This window comes from Porifericola rhodea (genome assembly GCF_030506305.1).
In the GTDB taxonomy this organism is placed as follows: domain Bacteria; phylum Bacteroidota; class Bacteroidia; order Cytophagales; family Cyclobacteriaceae; genus Catalinimonas; species Catalinimonas rhodea.
In genome coordinates, this window is sequence record NZ_CP119421.1 from 1,139,044 (window position 1) to 1,154,876 (window position 15,833).

At 43.4% G+C, this 15,833-nt stretch carries 11 protein-coding genes; 6 read left to right on the top strand and 5 right to left on the bottom strand.

Annotated elements, in window-relative coordinates; genetic code table 11:
* Position 1: 1 nt before the first annotated feature.
* Positions 2-2,455 (bottom strand): ABC transporter permease, encoded by a 2,454-nt coding sequence (locus PZB74_RS04690; RefSeq protein WP_302241180.1) that lies wholly within the window; start codon positions 2,453-2,455, stop codon positions 2-4.
* Positions 2,456-2,488: 33 nt separating this feature from the next.
* Complete coding sequence (locus tag PZB74_RS04695) at positions 2,489-4,888, bottom strand: ABC transporter permease (protein ID WP_302241181.1); 2,400 nt, start codon at positions 4,886-4,888, stop codon at positions 2,489-2,491.
* A gap of 207 nt (positions 4,889-5,095) precedes the next feature.
* Between PZB74_RS04695 and PZB74_RS04700 the strand changes: the two genes are divergently transcribed.
* Positions 5,096-6,148, top strand: a complete 1,053-nt coding sequence (locus tag PZB74_RS04700; protein ID WP_302241182.1) for a WD40/YVTN/BNR-like repeat-containing protein — start codon at positions 5,096-5,098, stop codon at positions 6,146-6,148.
* Positions 6,149-6,173: 25 nt separating this feature from the next.
* Here PZB74_RS04700 and PZB74_RS04705 read toward each other — a convergent pair whose 3' ends face one another.
* Positions 6,174-7,319 carry a DUF2911 domain-containing protein gene (locus tag PZB74_RS04705; RefSeq protein WP_302241183.1) on the bottom strand — a complete coding sequence of 382 codons (1,146 nt, stop codon included), beginning with the start codon at positions 7,317-7,319 and terminating at the stop codon, positions 6,174-6,176.
* 116 nt (positions 7,320-7,435) lie between these two features.
* A complete protein-coding gene (locus PZB74_RS04710) occupies positions 7,436-9,826 on the bottom strand; it encodes an ABC transporter permease (RefSeq protein ID WP_302241184.1) in 2,391 nt (796 codons plus the stop codon).
* A gap of 227 nt (positions 9,827-10,053) precedes the next feature.
* On the opposite strand from PZB74_RS04710, the gene PZB74_RS04715 reads away from it, so the two are divergent.
* From PZB74_RS04715 to PZB74_RS04725, 3 genes are all read left to right on the top strand, one after another.
* On the top strand, positions 10,054-11,406 hold the full coding sequence (locus PZB74_RS04715) for a sigma-54-dependent transcriptional regulator (protein WP_302241185.1): 1,353 nt from the start codon (positions 10,054-10,056) through the stop codon (positions 11,404-11,406).
* Between the two features lie 20 nt (positions 11,407-11,426).
* Complete coding sequence (locus PZB74_RS04720) at positions 11,427-12,809, top strand: sensor histidine kinase (protein ID WP_302241186.1); 1,383 nt, start codon at positions 11,427-11,429, stop codon at positions 12,807-12,809.
* 241 nt (positions 12,810-13,050) lie between these two features.
* Positions 13,051-13,392: a hypothetical protein gene (locus PZB74_RS04725; protein WP_302241187.1), complete on the top strand. Its 342-nt coding sequence runs from the start codon at positions 13,051-13,053 to the stop codon at positions 13,390-13,392.
* A gap of 47 nt (positions 13,393-13,439) precedes the next feature.
* On the opposite strand, the gene PZB74_RS04730 is transcribed toward PZB74_RS04725, so the two are convergent.
* The gene (locus tag PZB74_RS04730; RefSeq protein ID WP_302241188.1) at positions 13,440-14,780 is read right to left on the bottom strand and encodes a neutral/alkaline non-lysosomal ceramidase N-terminal domain-containing protein; all 1,341 of its coding nucleotides are present in this window, start codon (positions 14,778-14,780) and stop codon (positions 13,440-13,442) included.
* A gap of 69 nt (positions 14,781-14,849) precedes the next feature.
* Here PZB74_RS04730 and PZB74_RS04735 point away from each other — a divergent pair, with 69 nt between their 5' ends.
* Both PZB74_RS04735 and PZB74_RS04740 read left to right on the top strand, forming a co-directional pair.
* Positions 14,850-15,581, top strand: a complete 732-nt coding sequence (locus tag PZB74_RS04735) for a hypothetical protein (RefSeq protein ID WP_302241190.1) — start codon at positions 14,850-14,852, stop codon at positions 15,579-15,581.
* A gap of 125 nt (positions 15,582-15,706) precedes the next feature.
* On the top strand, positions 15,707-15,832 hold the full coding sequence (locus PZB74_RS04740; protein WP_302241191.1) for a hypothetical protein: 126 nt from the start codon (positions 15,707-15,709) through the stop codon (positions 15,830-15,832).
* Position 15,833 lies beyond the last annotated feature (1 nt).

Below are 15,833 nucleotides of genomic sequence, written 5' to 3' on the forward strand. Positions count from 1 at the left end.
GTTACTCATCTCTTAAAGAATTCACCGGATTAGCAAGTGCCGCTCGCACAGATTGAACACTGATGGTAAGCCAGGCGATAATTACAGCTGCCAAACCCGCCACCAAAAATATACTCCAGCTGATTTCGGTACGATACGCGAAGTTGTTCAGCCAACGCTCAATGGCAAGATATGCTAGTGGGGCAGCTAACGAAAATGCCAGAAGCACCAGGCGTAAAAAATCCAGTGCCAGCAGATTATTAATTTGAAGCACCGTAGCTCCCAGTACTTTGCGAACTCCTATCTCTTTAGTGCGCTGAGAGGTTACAAAAGCTACTAAGCCAAATAGTCCCAGGCATGCTACTAATATTGCCAAGAAGGTAAATACTTTTAGCACATCGCCCAGTCGCTGCTCTGCTCTAAACATATGATCAAAATCCTGATCCAAAAAGGAATAAACAAAAGGATTCTCCGGTTCAAACCTGGACCATACGCTCTCCACTGCGCTAACACTTTCAGTTGTATTTTCTGCCTGTGTACGCACTACTACATAATCACTAAGGAAGCTGGGGGTAAAGTATTGTATAGCTATCGGCTTAACCTGGCGGTCGAATGTTTCTACATGAAAATCTTTAACTATACCAATTACCTCTAGTTTTTGCTCATCATTCTTACCCAGATTTTTAATAATAGTTTTTCCAACGGGCTCTTCCAGACCTAGTGCTTTTACAGCAGCTTCATTTAACAGCAAGCCCTGCTGCTGGTCAGAACTCAACTCTTCTTTAAAATTTCGCCCTGCAATTACCTCCATACCCATGGTAGAGATGTAGTCAGGGTCTACCAAAAACCATTGCATGCCCTGACCATTATCTGCTCCCTCCTGCCGAAAATCGCGCATGGCTACTGTTGCCAAAGATTGAGAAGGTACCCCGGTAGCAAAGCTTACCTCTTTTACCTGAGATAGCTGAAGCAGCGATGCTTTAAAAGCTTTCCACTCACCTTGTATCTCTTTGTCGTTTTTTATAATTAGTACATTCTCTCGCTCATACCCTAAATCTTTGGTTTGTATAAAATGCAGTTGCTGTACTACCAAAGCTGTAGAAATAATAAGACCGATAGACACAACAAACTGAAAGACAATAAGGGTGTTTCTGAGCAGACTATTTTTAGATAATGTGCTCATTTTACCCTTAAGCACACTAGCCGGGCGAAATCCCGAGAGAAAAAAAGCAGGATAGCTCCCCGAAAGTAAACCTACCACCAGCATACCACCCACCAGAATAAGTAGCATATCCCAGTGGCTCCACCAGTCAAAAGCCAGATTTTTGCCTACTAACTCATTAAAGGGCAAGCGTAGTGCCTCTACCACGCCTAAAGCTAAAAGCATAGCAAAAAAGCTTAGCAATACTGACTCCAGCAAAAACTGAATAATCAGCTGTGTACGGCGAGAGCCTAACACCTTCCTTACCCCTACTTCTTTCGCTCTCTTAATAGCCTGTGCTGTTGACAGGTTCATAAAATTAATACAGGCCAGCAGCACTATAAGCACTGCCACAATAGTAAGTACGTAAACCGTTTCTATACTGGCATTAGCCTCATGCTCGCGGAGCAAATCAGACGTCAGGTGAATATCCTGCACTGGCTGAAGCTCATAACGGAGTTCAGTACTCTCTGACGGACCAGACTCTCCACTTTTTAGGTAAGGCATAGCATACTGCTTAGCTATTTGGTCTAGTTTTTTAGACAATTGGGCCAGGCCATCACCTTGCAGCACCTCTGCCCTCACTTTAATGTAGGTATGCATAATGTTCCACGACCAGTTGTCGGTGTCAGTTATTTCGCTGTAGCCAGTAGGTGCAACTAACATGTCAAAATGGAAATGTGTGCTTTGTGGAGGGTCTACTACTGCACTTACCTGCCGTGCCTCTCTGCTTCCACCAAAAAGAATCTCTTTGCCCAATACCTCTCCTCTCTCAACTGCGCCCTCTCCAAAATAGCGCTCTGCCGTAGCTTTGCTTAATACGAGAGCGTTGGGCGTCCGCAATGCATTTGTCGCATCCCCTGCAATAATGTTAAAATCCAGTACCTGCAAAAACTCAGGATCGGCAATAAAAACCCTGGTTTCACGAAATACAACCTCCTGACTTTCATCTTCTTCCAGTGGCAGTCGCATGGTAGAGTGGTTCCAGGTAAAAACCCTGGCCAGGTGCTCTACTTCTGGTATATTGGTTTTGATAGCTTCATAGAGTGGCGGTGGCGTAGTAGCCAGATGGTAGTACTCCCCCCCAAAAGTAGTTATACGAAACACCTGCTCTGCCTCCTGATGAAAGTCATCGTAGCTTAGTTCGTCCAGCACATACCAGCCAATGAGTAAGCTACTGGCAATACCGACCATTAGCCCCAATATATTAACCAAGGTATTGAACTTATGCTTGAGGAGGTTACGAGATGCTATCTTCAGGTAGTTCTGTATCATAGTGCTATAGCTTAGGTGAGTAAAGTTGATCTTCTATTCGTTTCGTAAACTTTTGACCGGATTGACAACTGCTGCCTTAAAAGACTGATAACTTACAGTGAGCAGCGCGATAAGCAGTGCCAGACTGCCGGCCACAATAAATGAGCTGATGCCGATGTGGATACGGTAGGCAAAATCGTTGAGCCAGGTACGCATAGCCCAGTATGCAAGGGGCACCGCCAATACAAAAGCCAACATTATCAGGCGAGTAAAATCTTTGGACAGTAATAGTATAATGCTTTTGACTGAAGCTCCGAGTACCTTTCTGATCCCAATCTCTTTAGTACGCTGCTCCGCCATAAAAGAAGCCAGCGCCAGTAAACCTATACAAGCGATAAAGATTGCCAGGCTAGTGAACGCCCCAAAAATTTTCCCAACCTGCTGATCTGCCCTAAAGAGCGCTTCAAAATCTTCGTTCAGGAAGCTATAATCAAAGGGTGTACCATCTGAGTGTAGGTTCCACTGCTCCTCAAGCATACTGAGCGTATGGGTTAGATTTTCGGATTGCACCTTTACCTCTACATAATTTTGCGCATCAGAAAGTAAAAGGACGAAGGGCTGCACTTTATGGTGTAGAGATTCGTAATGATAGTCTTCGGTTACGCCTACCACTTCTGCTTCAAACTCACTGGCTGCCATTACAATACTACCTACTGGTTCTTTTAAACCAAGCTGACGAGCTGCGGCTTCATTAATAATTAAAGCATAGTTCATAGAGTCTGAGGTAGCTTCTCGTGAGAAATTACGCCCTTCCTTCAGGCGTATGCCCATAGTGCTTATATAGTCGTAGCTTACCTGCATATACTGTAGTACCTGTGCATCTTCATCACGAAAAGTGAAGCCTCTTTCACTATCATCCTGAACGGAAGGAATAAACACGCTACCATCATGCTGCTCTAGCGGAGATGAGTCAGAAAAGCTTAAACTTTTCACTTCTGCCTGCTGCATTAGGGCGTTATAAAAACCCTCCCGACCTGCGCTCAGGGCTTTGCCACCTTTGAGTATGATTATATTCTCTCTATCAAAACCCAGATCTTTATTTCGGATAAACTGTAGCTGCTCAAATACGCCCAGCGTACAAACGATAAGCACAATAGATACTACAAACTGAAAAACAACAAGAGTATTGCGTAACAAGATGTTCTTGTTGCCAATGGCAAGTCTACCTCTGAGCACCTCTGCCGGACGAAAGCGTGTAAGGTAAAAGGCAGGATAACTACCCGCTATAACTCCTGCCACTATGCCTAATAAGAGTACCGAAGGAATAAACCAGAAGGATTGTATCGGAAGTTGTAGTTCTTTTTCTGCCAATTGACTAAACGGTAGGCTTAAAAGCTCTGCAAGAGCTATGGCCAAAATTACAGATATGATGCTGAGCAGTAATGATTCTCCTAAAAACTGACGTATGAGCAGGCTCCGTGCTGAGCCCATAGACTTTCTTACCCCTACTTCTTTAGCTCTTTCGGCAGAGCGTGCAGTAGCCAGGTTCATAAAGTTGATGCAGGCGAGTAGTAGAATAAAAGCAGCGATAGCCCCGAAGATGTAGAGATATTTTGCATTAGCATTTGGCTCAAATTCTCCCAGCAAATGTGAGTGCAGGTGAATGTCTGTAAGGGCCTGGGTAAACATTTCTACCTTATAACCCAACTGCTGGAAGAGCTCATACTCCTCAAAGTACTTGGCCAGTAAAGGTGTGAGCTGGGCATTTACTTCTTCAATAGTTGCATTTTTATGTAGCAAGAAATAAGTGGCTGTATTCAAATCTCCCCAGCCTTCTTGTTGGTGCTTTGGGTTAGAAAGGAAAGAGTATACAATTTTAAACTGCATGTGTGAAGCTTCCGGAACAGGCCGCATAAGCCCGGTAATTTGATACAACACCCCATCCATCTGTAGACTTTGCCCTATTAACTTACCTTCAGGAACGTATTTACGTGCTATCTCTTCAGTCATTACTATAGACCGGGGTTCAGCTAAAGCCGTAGCAGGATCACCCTCCAGCAACTGAAAACTAAACATACGGAAAAACTCAGGGTCTGCTGACAACACTTTGTCTTCTTTGATAATTATATCGCCTCTCTGAAAAAGTCTGTCATCAGACTGGTCTATTCTTACTGCCATTTCTACGGCAGGTACTTCTGCCTCTAAAACCTGAGCTACACCAGAAGCTACTGCTGCCCCTTTAAATCCTCCGCTACCTACTTCCAGATCAGACCCCAAACGATAAATTCTATCTGCTTTGTCATGAAAACGATCATAGCTAAGCTCATGAGTGATATACACTGCAATAAGCAAGGTGCAAGCCATGCCAATAGATAGCCCAAGAATATTAATGAAAGAATAGAAAGGTCTTTTTTGCAGGTTACGTATGGCTATTTTCAGAAAACTGTTGAACATATGCTGTCTCTTTTGCCTTAGCTTTTATCTCGTCTTGTATATAAGTGTTCAATTTTCTTTCCACGAGTCACTGCATTATTACAAAATACTGACAACCAAAAACTTACACTAAAAATATTTAATTTTTCATTTGGCAAAGTGTATCGTTTTCGTGACACCTAGTGTCTGCTTTCGTAACAGCTTCTGGCATATTATTATCTTTAAGGCATGAAAACTACAGCTTTATTCATAGCTTCACTGCTTCTGACCCTGGCAGGATGCCAGAGCCCTCTGTCAGAAAATCAAAATAATACTTTTCAGTTTAAATGGGAAAGGCTCAAGACACCTACTCAGGCTAGCTTCCGTGGCTTATCAGTAGTTAGTGAGAAAGAACTTTGGCTTGGCGGAAGCCAGGCAAGTTGCCTGCTTACCACCGATGCTGGTAAAAACTGGCAGACTTTTAACTTAAACGTAGCAGACTCTCTGCAATTTAGAGATATAGAAGCATTTGATAATGGTACTGCTTATCTGCTAAGTGCGGGCTCTCCTGCGCTCATCTACAAGACCAACAATTATGGTAAGACCTGGAAGCTACAATATGAGAACAACCGCCCAGATATTTTTCTTGATGGAATGGCTTTCTGGAATGAGGAGACTGGCCTGGTAATGGGCGATCCTACTGATGGCTACTTTACTATGCTAAAAACTACAGATGGCGGAAAAAACTGGACGCGCCTGAAGTCGGAAGCCTTACCTGAACCCAAAAATAAAGAAGCAGGTTTTGCGGCCAGCGGCACTAATATAGTAAGTAAGGCAAGCCAGCATGCCTGGTTTGCCAGCGGTGGTGGAGCCTCTAGGGTGTTTTATACCACTGACGCTGGCAAAAGCTGGCACCACAGCCCTACCCCAGTACAGCAAGGAGAGGCCTCTCAGGGCATTTTTTCTTTGGCGTTTGCTGATACATTAAGAGGCGTAGCAGTAGGAGGTAATTATCTGGCCCCAGATGACTGTAGCAAAATTGCCTGCTATACCAATGATGGAGGTAAGAACTGGCAACCGGCTGTACAGATGCCTTCCGGCTACCGCTCAGGAGTAGCCTACTTCTCTAAAGATCAGCTTTTTATAGCAGTAGGATCCAATGGCACAGACTACTCCACTGATTATGGCAAAAGCTGGAAAAAAATAGATACTGTAGGCTACCATAGTATTCAGCCTGTACCCGGAGCATCCATAGCCTGGCTTAGTGGAGATCAGGGGCACGTAGCAAAACTAAGTTGGTAAGACATATACTACTATGCACACTATGTTAGTTAATATCTTCTCCTTTTTCCAGCGACTGAATGGCTGCCTGCAAGCTATTTTTGTTGAGCTCGTCTGGTGCTTCTTCATGCGCTATTTTAGCGTATTTTAAAGCCTTTTTATAGTCGCCGGTAGCAGAATACCCCCTTGCCAGACCAACATTAACCGGCCAGGTGTCAGGAAACTTTTTGGCATTGTGTTTAAACACTTCCAATGCCTTAGCTTTTTCTCCCTGGCTAATCAGTTGTCTGCCGTAAGCATGTATTTGTAGTGGGTTAGCTGTAGGGTGTTCAATAGCTTTGGCCATGAGTTGAGTCGCCTCCTCAACCCTGTTCAGCTTGTGTAAAATGCTGGCTTTGGTTTGTAAAGTGGTAAAGTTTTCCTGCCCGATGTAAGGCATGCTAATAGCATTGTCGGCCCAGCTTAGTGCTTCTTCCAAATGGGTATCATTTTGCAAACAGTAAGTAGCAGCCTGATTCCAGCCCTGCCAGGTAAAGCCAGCCGCAGACTGCAACTCTTTTCGCATATTATTTACATAAAGCGCATTCATATTGGGTACACGGATAGTAAATGGTATTTTGAGGTTTTCCCACATGAGTGCGGCCACCGTATGCTCAGGCTGACGGTCTGTAAATTCATAGGTAAGCCACTCACGATACTCATTTTCCTGCGGTTGCAATTCTACTCGCAGCGCATCTTCCTTTTCATCATAAAAGTAGCTACCCCAGGCAGAAGAGTTTTTAGACAGAATCATTACCCAGGGCTGGTTTTCTTCAACTATCATATGCAGGCCATAACTACCTGCCCGGATTGGCTTACCTTCTACCTCCATATCATGAGAAAAAGTAATAACCGTATTTTCGTTGGCTCCTGCCCGCCAGGGAGAAGCTTGGGCACTGCCAAAACCTAAGTTGGTAAGACCATAAGGAACCAGTTGCCCCCATATCTGTCCGGCTCGGCTTTCTCCATTTGAACCAGTTACATCCGGGCTGTTGTATTGTATGCTTACATGCGCCAGTGAGCCAATATACTGGGTAACTATACTTTTCTGGTTGTCTCCGCTAGGCGGTAAACTAACGGATTGGGCATAAAGACGTGTGCAAAAGAATAGGCAAGCACATGCTAACAATAGTGTTTGATGGAGTTTTTTCATGGCGTATAAATTTGGGTTATCGTATAGAATTTACTCCTTTTGCTCCATACCCTCCAAGTTGATATGCCGCTAATACTTTCCGTTTGTTCAAATTCCCGTAAACAAGGGGAGAGCAGCTAGTCGTTGCGCAGAGACTGCGCCGGATTGGCATGTGCAGCTTTTAATGAGCGATAGGTAATGGTAGCCAAAGCAATTACTAATGTTAAAATAACTCCTGAAAAGAACAGCTCAACGCCCAGCTCAATTTTATACTCAAAGTTTTGTAGCCAAAGTCCCATAACGTAGTAAGCTAATGGAGCCGCAAGCAGAAAAGCGAGCAAGATTAACTTAATAAACTCCATAGAAAACAGGCCTACAATACTAGCCACTGAAGCCCCCAGTACTTTGCGCACGCCTACCTCTTTCGTCTTCTGCTCTGCCATAAAGGTGATCAGTCCGTAGAGCCCCAGACAGCCTATAAAGATGACAACAATAGAGGCAATGGTCAGTACCATTGCCATCTGGCGTTCGCTATCGTAAAACTGCGCAATCTCATCTTCAACAAATTTATAGTCAAAGGTATACTCAGGGTAGAGCAACTCCCACTCTTGTTGAAGAGCCGTCATCGTACGGCTAAGGTTTTGTGTATTGAGACTAAGGTGTGCGAAACGATAGTTAGCCTGATCTATCAGTACAGTAGGTTCTATACTTCCTCTTAAAGAGACGGTATGAAAATCTTTCATCACTCCCACTATTGGTAAGCCCTGCCCCCATATCTTAACCGTTTTTCCGATAGCATCTTCAGGAGTCGGTATGCCTACTTTTTTCAGAAACTGCTCGTTAACCACCACTCTGCTCATCGTATCTACCTCACTTAGTCCTTCACCGCTAAGCAGATCAATGCCATACACATCGGTATAATGCTGGTCTGTGTATTTTACCTGGGTGTGATACATGGTAGGGTCACCTTCCAGGTGGACAGAAGTTACGGAAACTGAACCAGAGGTTGGGCTGCTATAGGCCAGGCTCACTTTATCTACACCCGCAATTCGTAAGAACTCATTTTTAAGGCTTTTTTTCTTTTCGTTATTTTCTTCTGGCAGATAGATTTTAACAATTCCACGCTGCGTAAAGCCGAGGTCAGCCTGACGCATATAGCGTGTCTGACTAATAAGTACCAGCGTACCTATGATGAATGCCTGAGCAATAATAAACTGAAATATAACCAAGCCCCTTCGCATATTAAAGCCCTTACGACGCCCCACAGAAAGGCTGGTTTTAAGGACTCTGCTAGGCTCAAACCTGGCTAAAACCCAGGAAGGATAAGTGCCCGAGAAAAAGCTTACCACCACTAAAACTAACAGAAGGAATACGATCAGGGAAGCATCTTCAAATAGATTGATTTCTAAACTTAAGCCCAGAAAATCATTCATTTTAACAAGCGTTAACTCGGCTACACCCAAAGCAATAATGATAGAAAGCAAAGTAATAAGTACCGCCTCGCTCATAAAAATGCGCATAAGCTGCGCTTTGCTGCTACCGAGAACTTTGCGTATACCAACCTCCCGGGCTCGTTTTGTCGCAATAGCTGTAGCCAGATTAATGAAGTTAATACAGGCAATGAGTACCATAAATAGTGCTACCGCTGCCAGTGAGTAGATTATAGGCATAGGCACAGTACTAAAGCTGTAGGCGCTTCTCCTTTCATCAAAATGGATATCTTTAAGGGGCTGTAGAGATAATACCGTTTGCATCTCTTCTACACTTTCGCTATCGTGCTTTTCCATAAATGCCCCCAGGCGGTCATTAACAGCTTGTGCAGATTGTCCCTCAGGTAGTAGTATATAAATTTGATCATCGCTATCAATACTTCCCCAGCCTTCTTCCAGCATCTGTTTTTTTACAGTAGCAAAAGAGACTAACATGCTGAAAGGAAAATCGGTGTGTCTTGGGTAATCTTCCATCACTCCGCTAATCTTAAGCCCTGTTTCTTTATTCAACGAGATGTTTTTTCCTACAATAGATTTACCGGGCCAGTTTTTACCAAAGTATTTTTCTGCCAGAGAGACAGAAAGCACAGCCTGGTTTGGGCCATCCAGCACTTTTTCAACATTTCCCTGAAGGAGCTTACGATCAAGTACTTTAAAGAAATTCTCATCCGCGTAGGCAAGACCATTCTCTTCCGCAAAACTCTCAGCCTCTTCTTCTCCCGGATGGATGGTGACCAAGCCATAACGGAAAAAAGAAATAAACAGTATTTCTTCCAGTTCCGGAAAATCCAGACGCAATGCATCGGCCATAGGCACTGGCATACCTGCCGTATAATCAGTATTTCCCTGGTAGGTAGTCTGGCTTACCATACGGTATATCCGATCCGCCTTGCTATGATAAGTGTCAAAACTTAACCAAAAACGTATTAGCAGAAAGAGCACTATACTACAGCTGATACCTAGCGTAAGGCCCAAAATATTGATGAGCGTATGGCTTTTGTTTTTCCAGAGGTTGCGTACAGAACTTTTATACATCATGGCTCGCAAGTTTGTATAAAGCATGGCAAGTAAGTTACCAGAAATTTAATTTATATATAAGCCACTGTATATGAACAATTTACACGCCTTCTGTTTCTACCAGAAAGATTTGCTGTAACGAAAACGTTACACTCTGGTGTACGCTTTTATGACATTGTTCTGCAAAGTGGTACCCGGCTTGTCATGCAGTCTAATTTTACTATTTTTAGTGAAAACAAGTCTGCACAGTGGATAAGAAGGATAAAAAACTTTTGATCATAGACGATGATACTGATGTACTTAGCACTGCCCGCATGTTTCTTAAGCAGTTCTTTTTACAGGTAGATACCGAGAAAGATCCTACACAAATTAACAGTCTGGTTTCTCGTAGCAGGTATGATTTGATTCTGCTGGATATGAACTTTAGAAGAGGAGAGCACAACGGACGCGAAGGGCTCTACTGGCTGGAACGTATACTTACTATCGCGCCTCATACCGCAGTGGTACTAATAACTGCTTATGGAGATATAGAACTGGCTGTGGAAGCCATGCGCCTGGGCGCGACTGATTTTGTGCTTAAGCCCTGGAAAAATGCTAAGCTGCTGGACAGCATAAATAAAGCATTGAGTAAACAGGGCGGGCAAAAAAGCACTATGCTGAAGCCGGATCCTCCTCAAATGATTGCCCAATCTGCGGCTATGCTTCAGGTACTTGATATGATAGACAAAGTAGCTGCTACCGATGCCAATGTACTGATACTAGGTGAAAACGGCACCGGAAAAGCATTGGTAGCTCAGGCGCTTCATCAAAAATCTTTACGAAGGCAGGGACCACTGGTGAGCGTTGATATGGGAGCCATACCCGAAAACCTGGTAGAAAGTGAACTTTTTGGGCATCAGAAAGGCGCATTTACGGATGCATACCAGGATAAGGCCGGTAAGTTTGAAGCTGCCGAAGGCGGTACCCTTTTGCTGGATGAGATTGGTAACCTTCCGCCAAGCCAACAGGTAAAGTTGCTTAGCGTGCTACAAAATCGCAGTTTTAGCCGAGTAGGTAGCAATGTGAGTACCCCCCTGAACATACGGCTAATCTGTGCTACTAACATGTCCCTTTATGATATGGCTAAAGAAAATGAAAGCTTTCGTCAGGATTTACTCTACCGAATTAATACCGTAGAAATAGTTGTGCCCTCTTTAAGAAATCGTAAAGAAGATATACCTCTGCTTGGCGCTCACTTTCTTAAAATTTACGGAGAAAAATATAGTAAGCCTTATGTAAAGTTGAGTGCAGCCGCCACAAAAAAACTACAGCGCTACAACTGGCCGGGCAATGTACGAGAGCTTCAGCATGCCATTGAGCGAGCCGTAATACTGAGCCAGGACGACAGCTTACAGGCAGAGGACTTTGTGCTGAGCCAGATAGATAAACCTATGCACAATGTCAATTTAAGCGATGACCAACCCCAAACTCTGGATGATAACGAAAGACTGTTCATTCAAAAGGCTCTGGCACGTAACCATGGTAATGTAACCCATACAGCTAAAGAACTAGGGCTTACTCGTACTGCCCTTTACCGCAGGCTGGACAAGTACGGGCTATAAAAAGCAGTGGCGCAACTCGCATGAAATCTTTTTCGCTAAATATCATCATCAGAGTGCTTCTCCTGCTGGCATCACTTACGGCGCTAGCCTACATTTTTGGGAGAGTAGAGCTATTTTTTAACCATATCATTCTGATTGTAATTATTGGAGTGCAGATATATGAGCTTACTTATTATGTTCAGAGAACGAACAGGGAGATAGCTAAACTATTGCTTTCCATCAAAAATTCTGACTTTACCATAAACTTTAGCCCTCGTAAAAATGATCGTCATTTTAAAGAGTTAAATGCGGCCTGTAGAGAAATTATAGAAGCGTACAAACAAGTTAGAATTGAGAAAGAAGCCCAGTTTGCTTATCTCAAGCTCATAGTTAAGTATATAAATGTAGGTATCATATCTCTTAAAGATGAAGATGAGATTGTACTTATGAACCAGCCTGCGCTGGATATATTACAGACCGACAGTTTCCATTACTGGAGAAACCTTAAGCATAGCCACCCCGGCTTTGTACAGGAGGTAGAGCTGCTCAAAGAAAATGAGAGTCGGCTCATAGAGGTTAAGGTAAATGGAAAGATCAAAAGGTTATCCGCCCACCTAAGCTCAGCCATACTGCTGGGAGAATCGTACCGTATCCTTACCTTTCAGGATATTGAGCAGGAAATTAACCAGAGTGAACTTGATGCCTGGCATAAGTTAATACGCATACTCACCCATGAGATTATGAATTCTGTTACTCCTATATCTTCATTAACGGAGACTATGCTTATGCTGCTCTACCATAAAGAAGGGATACTTAAAAGTAGTAATCAACTGAATGATGAGCTGGTAGAAGATCTCGCCTTCTCTTTACGTACCATTCAGAAGCGAAGCGATGGTCTGCTGGGTTTTGTGGAAGATTACCGTAAGTTAAGTAGAATTCCACTGCCTCAGAAGGAGATATTAATGGTAGAAGAAATTCTGGAAAGCACCACCCAGCTTATGCGTGCCGAACTTAAAAAAAACAATATTGAGCTTAGTATACATATTGCAAAAGAAGGCCTGGTACTTAATGCCGACCGTAAGCAGCTGGAGCAAATTCTTATTAACCTGATTTCTAATAGCATACAGGCAATGGCAAACAATCCTGCTCCCAAACTAGAGCTATCTGCTTATGAAGAAGGCGGGCAGCTGCTAATTATTGTAAAAGACAATGGCACAGGCATAAGCGAAGATAAGCTCAACCAGATTTTTATACCTTTCTTTTCTACCAAAGCTCAGGGTTCAGGCATAGGGCTAAGCTTATCCAGAAACATGATGAGTCAACACGGAGGAAAGATACAAGTGAACTCAGTACCTGGCCAGTCCACCAGCTTTTCTTTGAGCTTTCCTAACACAACAGCTACAGCAGACACTACGCTTTTCTAGCAAGCCCTTGCTCTACACTGGGGAACACTCCACAGTAAATTGTGTAATCAGTGGGGAAAAACATTCCACACAGTACCTTTATAATCACTCTATTTTGCCTCAAAAGCTTCATTTTTGGCGTTTTGGCACAGGTGGTACGGTTTTTTCCTTTTACTAAGCAGGTAATTAATGAAAAGGAGGGTTTATGAAATTCATGTTATTTTTTCTACTTGTAAGTACAATCTCCATCACAGGGTTTGTTTTGGCTGAGGACAGAATTACGGACTCAGACTTTTACCAAAATTACTTACAGACTGAGCAGTCAGTTGAGAACAAGCTAGAGCTAAAACCTATTAAGGCTTCTGAACTGCCTTATGATGTGCTTAAAAGTTTTGCAAAAAGCCCTTTTGGAAAATACGCAATAGCAGAAGCGCATATGGTACCTGCTAAGCAGGTTTCTAACATGATTGCCCAGGTAGTAAATGACTACTCCAAAAGCCAGCTTGTAGAAGAAACCTATCTACTAACGCTTAACAAAGATGAAAAGAGTACTCAACTCCGATTCAACAAAAAAGGAAAGCTAATAAAGATAATTATCACCTAAATTACCAAAACTGAACATGCGGACTCTGTCCGCTTTTTTTTTGCCTTTTAGTCTGCTTTGATCAGAATATGGTTGAGGCGATTCATCATTTCAGTAACGTAAGAACCAGTGTAGGGTCCATACCAGTTGAGCTCTCTGGCTTCACGGTGGGCTTGCTTATAATACTCATCCGGAATAACATAACCCATGTAGTTGCCATTGAAGCTACTTACCACCAAAGGATAATCATGCTTGTTAAGTTTCTGATACAACATACCGGAATAATCTGCAGGCACCCCCAACATATTTATTTCACCCAACCTAAGTCCACTTAGATAAGGCTTATGTTCACCCAACACAGCATGATAAAGCCAGGGGCGTACTCTCCAACCGCTTATTAATTTTAGCTGAGGCTCACCCATGTAAAGAGGCGCCTCAACATATAAAAGTTGAGTGGTATACTCACCAATAATACTACCCAAACCATTTAGCAAAGGCGTTGCCAACTGGCGAGCATAGGCTTCCATTTTTTCGTAGCTAAACTCACCTTCGCGTACTGCACTATGGCTACCTACTGCTCCGGCCGCAAAGCTGGCAAAAGCTACAGTGCTGTCAGCCTCCAGATACTGCCGGAGCGCCGAAGGATAATCGGCAGACAAATCCATACGTTTGCTATTTAAAAAAGTGGCGTGAGCAGAGTACGTACATAAAAGAGCCGTCTTTCCAGAGTCTTGTGTCAGTTTTATTACCCTAAGCTTATCGTCTACCTCTCCCTCTTTGATCAGTCGGTTCTTCACCAGAGCGGGCACTTCAAATTCAGCATAACCGATCTTAACTGGTCTTCTTTTATGTAAGGCTTCTTCTATAGAAGCTACACTTTGCCGTGCCACGTACTGCACCAGTTCATCGTCATAACCACCGGCCGTAAGTAGTCCTCCTACCCCTTCTGCCCATTCGCCAAAACCATTATGTGTATGCACAGCAGAAAAGTAAATGTTTCGTAGAGGTAGGTCTGCCTCTTCTACTGCCAGGTGAATAGCTTTTGCGAGATCAGGGTGCACAATCATCAAATCATAGGAAAGAACCGCTACAGATTGAACACCATTAGTAAATACTACAGTATGCACCTTAAGAGAGTCGTGTACTCTTTCGTATTCTCCTTTCCAGCCATACCCCATAAGCTTGGCAGGTTGGGTAGGAGTGATGTTCTTCTTGCTCCAGCCGGCTTCAACCGTATCCCCTTTTAGTGGAGGTAAAACTTTTTCCAGGCTATCCATGGCTTGCAGGCTGGCCCGATAGTAAGCCTGCTCCTGATAAGCTGTATAATCAATAGGAGCGACACAAGCTATCAGCAATACCAAAAGGCCCAACAGAAGAATCAGTATACCGTATATAAACTTTTTGATCACAATTAAGTAATTGAACTGTCATAATATATTATTCAAAGCTAACAAGCTTTCAATTAACCCACATATCCTATGAAGAAAATTGTACTCGGTATATTTATCGCTCTGGTAGCGCTGGTAGCAGTTGGCTATTTTGTCTGGAATGAGCCTTTACCGGAAGGAAAAGCCGGTGCCGAAGCCGATACACTAGCCAGCAATATGCTAAAAGCCATAAATCATAAAGCCTGGGAGGCAACCGGAGCTGTGCAGTGGAGTTTTCCCGGCGGGCACGAGCACCTCTGGGATAAGGAAAGGCATATGGCCAGAGTCCGTTGGGATGATTATGAGGTACTCCTTCAGCTAGACTCCATTAAAGGAATAGCTTACGAAGAAGGAAAGCGAATTACCGATGAGGAAGAATCTCAGGAGCTGGTACAAAAAGCATGGGAATACTGGGCAAATGATTCTTTCTGGCTTAATGCTCCAAACAAGGTTTTTGATCCGGGCACAGAAAGAAAAATAGTTGAGCAGGAAAATGGATCACCAGCACTCCTGATCACGTATACCTCTGGCGGAGTAACACCCGGCGACTCATACCTTTGGCTACTGGATGAGAACCAACGCCCCAAAGCCTGGAAGCTCTGGGTAAATATTATTCCGGTGGGTGGTGTAGAGTTTAGCTGGGAAGGCTGGCAGAGCCTGGAAAGTGGCGCTCAAATTGCTACTTTACACCAGGGGTTACTGGATATAGAAATTGAAAATGTAAAAAGTGGCGCTCATGTAGAAGAGCTAACAGGAGAAGATTCTTTTGCTCAGCTCTACTAGCTAACTAACTGATTCACTTTAAATTAGACTTATCCTAAATTAGCTTTTGGGTTAAACTGAACATACCATTTTCAGGTTAATTGTTGTATATTCAGTTATTAGGAAACACCAAATTTTTTAAAGCTATGGAAAAGAAAGAAATCCTTCGTTCGGAAGACATCGCCCACTGCCCAAAGTGCAATGCTAATGCTGTAGAGCCTTGTCAGAAACCTCAGGTAAATGACTGCCCCAGAGGTGATAACCGTAAGTAAG

Excerpts from the sequence above, each read along its gene's own strand:
- PZB74_RS04690 (WP_302241180.1), bottom strand. The coding sequence starts at position 2,455 with ATGATACAGAACTACCTGAAGATAGCATCTCGTAACCTCCTCAAGCAT.
- PZB74_RS04695 (WP_302241181.1), bottom strand. The coding sequence starts at position 4,888 with ATGTTCAACAGTTTTCTGAAAATAGCCATACGTAACCTGCAAAAAAGA.
- PZB74_RS04700 (WP_302241182.1), top strand. The coding sequence starts at position 5,096 with ATGAAAACTACAGCTTTATTCATAGCTTCACTGCTTCTGACCCTGGCA.
- PZB74_RS04705 (WP_302241183.1), bottom strand. The coding sequence starts at position 7,319 with ATGAAAAAACTCCATCAAACACTATTGTTAGCATGTGCTTGCCTATTC.
- PZB74_RS04710 (WP_302241184.1), bottom strand. The coding sequence starts at position 9,826 with ATGATGTATAAAAGTTCTGTACGCAACCTCTGGAAAAACAAAAGCCAT.
- PZB74_RS04720 (WP_302241186.1), top strand. The coding sequence starts at position 11,427 with ATGAAATCTTTTTCGCTAAATATCATCATCAGAGTGCTTCTCCTGCTG.
- PZB74_RS04735 (WP_302241190.1), top strand. The coding sequence starts at position 14,850 with ATGAAGAAAATTGTACTCGGTATATTTATCGCTCTGGTAGCGCTGGTA.
- PZB74_RS04740 (WP_302241191.1), top strand. The coding sequence starts at position 15,707 with ATGGAAAAGAAAGAAATCCTTCGTTCGGAAGACATCGCCCACTGCCCA.